Genomic DNA, 1,100 nt, shown 5'->3' on the forward strand with positions numbered 1-1,100 from the left:
AGTGCAGCACGTAACCGCGCCCACGGCTCAACATGTTCCATCGTGCTCCGCTGGATCTTCATCGTCTCACCTTACGCCGCAGTTCGCGTGTCTCCAATAGGTCGGGTACGGTCATGTCCGCTCTCAAGCATGGCCGCGACGGCCGGTTTGGGGCCGCCACCACCGACTCGGCTGACGGAGATGGGCGGAAAAACAGACCGTTGCTATACGTTTCTCTGAGGCCTTGCGTCCGCTATCCAAATAGGAGGGGCGTTTAGGCGTACTTCCTGCATCCTCTGACTCCAAGGATCTTCAATGGATTCTTCTTGAATAGGAAAATTATCTCCGGATCTAACAGAAAACCACCTAGCTGTTTTGCCTGCCTTTCTGCTTCATCAATGTCGCCCGGAACCATAGTTATGACGATTTCCTCTCCATAATCTTCCGCATCTACGCGAGCGCCATTGAGAACAAACTTCTTACAATTTGCAGCGATGTAATTTTGCGCCACGACATCAGCATCAGATTTGCTTCTGCTTTGGCCGGAGGCACATGAACTGATAGTTGGAACGGTTAATAAGACCATTAACGATAGTCTTACGATTTGCATTTCCTTCCCCCGGAAGCATCTCGACGAATGATATCACTCGCGACTGCCGAGCGCATGTTCCTTGCGCCACTGAAAAATGCCCGAACACGGGCTGGGCGGTCCGTTGAGCCTTCGAAGTCCGCGACGGGTCGCGTGCGGTCATGTCCGCTCCCGGGAGCCCGGCGCAATGCCCGCTGTTCACCCTTTGCAGTCAGAAGGCGCAGCGCCGCTGTACCTCCTCCTCAGGTCCGCTCCCGCCCATTCCGGATCACCGGCGCTCTGCCAAAGCCGCGCCCGGCTATGTCCCACGGATGACGTTGAACCGGCACGGATGGTGCTGCCGACGATCGTCTTGCTGGTTGCGTAGCGGACAGAATGTTCCGGTTGCGTTAACTCGCATCCTTGTTCATGATATGTTCCATGGACATGGCACAGAGCGATGGCGAGGCGGGCGAGGCCCGGCCGACCGATCCCGACCTGAACTGGACGGGATGGGCGCTGGAGAAGCTGCGCGAGGTGGTCGAGATCGACA

Annotated in this window: 1 protein-coding gene; it reads right to left on the bottom strand. The window is 56.8% G+C overall.

Translation table 11 applies throughout. The features are described from left to right. Positions 1 to 253 precede the first annotated feature (253 nt). The gene (locus G537_RS44070; RefSeq protein ID WP_155888842.1) at positions 254 to 589 is read right to left on the bottom strand and encodes a hypothetical protein; all 336 of its coding nucleotides are present in this window, start codon (positions 587 to 589) and stop codon (positions 254 to 256) included. Positions 590 to 1,100 lie beyond the last annotated feature (511 nt).

Origin of the sequence: Inquilinus limosus DSM 16000 (assembly GCF_000423185.1) — a bacterium.
GTDB classification, from domain to species: domain Bacteria; phylum Pseudomonadota; class Alphaproteobacteria; order DSM-16000; family Inquilinaceae; genus Inquilinus; species Inquilinus limosus.

What these genes read in the sequence shown, in the direction of transcription:
- G537_RS44070 (WP_155888842.1), bottom strand. Translation starts at nt 589, where the DNA reads ATGCAAATCGTAAGACTATCGTTAATGGTCTTATTAACCGTTCCAACT.